General features: G+C 33.5%; 3 protein-coding genes. All 3 read right to left on the reverse strand.

What is annotated here, in order from left to right:
• The coding region (locus VLC96_RS11285; RefSeq protein ID WP_325263009.1) for a fasciclin domain-containing protein at window positions 1–749 on the reverse strand (749 nt) is incomplete at its 3' end.
• Window positions 750–922: 173 nt separating this feature from the next.
• Window positions 923–1,996, reverse strand: coding sequence for a hypothetical protein (locus VLC96_RS11290; protein WP_325263011.1), 1,074 nt, complete (start codon window positions 1,994–1,996; stop codon window positions 923–925).
• Between the two features lie 18 nt (window positions 1,997–2,014).
• Window positions 2,015–3,073, reverse strand: a 1,059-nt coding sequence (locus tag VLC96_RS11295; RefSeq protein ID WP_325263013.1) for a RagB/SusD family nutrient uptake outer membrane protein, incomplete at its 5' end; no start/stop codon positions are given.

The raw sequence follows: 3,073 nt of genomic DNA on the forward strand, positions 1-3,073 counted from the left end.
GGAACAGTTGCCTGAATTTCTGTTTTAGATATTACTTTAAATGTTGCAGCAGTAGAACCAAACTTAACACTTTTAACTTTAACAAAATGTTGTCCTGTAATTGTGATAACATCTCCAGGAGAAGCCAATACTTGTGACAAACCTGAAATTACCGGCGCTGGAGGAGTTAACTCAACTACATTAGCTAAAACATGCACAAAACCATTTGTTCCATAATAATCTAACCCTGGCGCTACTTTATCAGATCCATTTACCTTTAGAACACCATTGGTTACATTTACACTTAATAAATATAAATCAGGATTCACAGTATTTGCCATTGTGGCATATTCGCCTGTTTCCAAATAATCAGCCGCAACACCTTCGAGTTTACCAACTCTTTTTTTAACACCTTTGACAACATGGCTTAAAACAAGTTGTTTTAAATCTGCAACAGGAACCAAAGTAATATCTGGATAACCCAAAGCATTTACGTAACCGTTAGCTACCAAATAAGCATTTAAAGTAGAATCGTTAGGAACAAAATAAGTGAAATCTTCAGTAGTATTTAATGTAGATTCTAAACCGGCTAATTGTATTGCTTTAGTAAACACAGTCAAATTGCTATTAGCTATAATCAATCCGTATGTTGTGTTGTAATTTTGTGTGGCTCCTCCAATATCTTCAATGTTATTATCACAAGAAGAAACTGCAGCAACCAAAAAGGCAAATACAGCAATATGTTTTAATTTATTATATATATTTTTCATATGTTGATATTTATTATTTTTTTCGGTCATATGTAATTCGCATATCATCATTGGTTTTACAACCAATTTAAAATCATGCTCATTTCATAAATTCTCTTTTAGTTTTTAATTTATAGATCTAATCAATGAACTTCAGCTAACAATCGAAATTCATTCTTTCGAATCCGTCAAAATTATTTTAATACTAACCCGATATCATCCAGTAAGATCTCGTTTCCACCAAAACCACCGAATTCCTGCCACCCAATTTTTTCTAATGTGGTTGGATTACCTACATCACTAAAAGGAATTTCTATATAAGTCCATTTATCAGATTTAAATTCAACAATCTTGATATTATGTTCAGGATCTCCATTAACAAAGAACTTTACTTTTCCAGCTTTTGCCCCTTTAATCGAAAATCTCACGGCTTTGTATTTGTTTGTCTCTGTGAAATTCCAATAAGCCATAGCGATAATGTAAGCATCCCATTCCCCTGATTTCCATTGAATACTCTTAGACCCTTGACTAAAATCTTTAGTATATGCTAAATCAAAGGTATTGGTTCCATCCCATTTTTCATCCCAACCCCAAATATTAGTTTTATCATCATCATAAATAGCACTTCCAAAAGATTGTGGAGCAACTGTAGTACCGGATACATTAGTAATAGACAAATACTTAAATTTAATATCATTAGGGACTTGTACTTTAATTTCAGTCAAAGATGCCTCAATAGGTTCTACTTTTGTATCCCCAAAATTCACAACTGGGTGTAGAAAAAATTCTCCTTTAATTGTGATTACATCTCCAGGATTTGGATTGATTGGGAATCCTGTAATATTAGGGTTTGGAGGTCGAACTGGAATAGTATATTTATAAGTACCTGAACTAGTTACTATCTTCATTTCATCCATTTCGTTATAATATGGCGTGTCTCCATCTACCTGCACCACAATAGCATTATCTGTAACCATCGTTGGATTGAAATAAGACTCCAAGCCATTAAACGAAATTGATTTTAAAGATGCAAAACCAGAACCTCTAATGATATAATAATTTCCAGCATTAATAACATCCGTAGGAACATCAACTTGTCTGTCGCCTTCCACTAATGGATCGTCAACCACTGATCTGGTGATTCCTGTTACTTCTACTGGCCCGCCACCATTACTTCCAGAATCATCTGAGCAAGAAGAGAGAAGTAAAATTGAAATTGAAGCTAGAAAACACAACTTCAAAACTATTTTATTTTTTATATTTTTCATAGTTAAATTTCTTTAAGATTATTTAAAAACGTAAGGAACCGGAGCTTCTTTCAATTTTGGATTTTTTCTAACTTCGATATCTGGTTTTGGATAAATAAAATCAGTTGCTGTAGGTGTATAATACACTGCTCCCCAATCAAAACCTCTATCTTGTTGAGAAACAAAAGCTATTGCTTCTTGACGTGGTAATCTTCCTAAATCGAACCAAAACTCTCCTTCAAAAGCAAACTCTACTCTACGTTCATGAAATAAAGCCTCTTTTGTTAAAGGCACGTTAGTCCCTAAAGGAGCAAGACCAGCTCTAACTCTTACTTTATTATATGAATCTTTTGCAGCAGCATTAGAAGTTTCAGCAGCTCCACCCATAATTGCCTCTGCATGGATTAACAAAAGATCGGCATAACGCATAATATAAGTACAATTGTTCATTCCTCCCCATTGATCAGCTGGCCCGGTTTCTCCAGTTGCTTGACCAACAACATATTTTTTCACTAATGCACCTGTTTGGTCAATTGGAGTTGGATATTTTTTTGCATCCATAACAAAACCTTCAACACCATTCGCTTTAAGCTTAGGATATTCATCACCATCAATCATAATGGATTCTTTTCTTCTTAAATCTCCAATTTCAAAAGCATTTTGAATATCGTTAGTTGGCATATAAGTAGCTCCATAAGAAGCATTATCATTCAAAGCGTCCATACCATACTGAATATTAGAAAAATTTCCACCTCCATAACTATTTATAGCACCAGACCATTGCCAAGAATAAATAGACTCATGGTTATTGTTTTTACTTGTCAAAAACAAATCTGCAAAATTTGGCAACAAACCAAACTCGCCTGAATTAATTACTTTTTCAGCCATTGTTTTAGATTCAGCGTATTTTTTTTCATACAAATATACTTTTGCTAAAAAAGCTTCAGCTGAACCTTGAGTCACAAATATATTTTCAAACCCAGGAGTTCTCGATCTAACTTTTGATTTAAGATTTGCTGCAGCATATTTTAAATCATTTTCAATAAACGTATAAACATCTTCTACTCTATTTGTATTTACCAATGGGTCTTTTCCTGT

Origin of the sequence: Flavobacterium sp. (assembly GCF_035456085.1) — a bacterium.
Lineage (GTDB): Bacteria > Bacteroidota > Bacteroidia > Flavobacteriales > Flavobacteriaceae > Flavobacterium.

What these genes read in the sequence shown, in the direction of transcription:
- VLC96_RS11290 (WP_325263011.1), bottom strand. Translation starts at nt 1,996, where the DNA reads ATGAAAAATATAAAAAATAAAATAGTTTTGAAGTTGTGTTTTCTAGCT.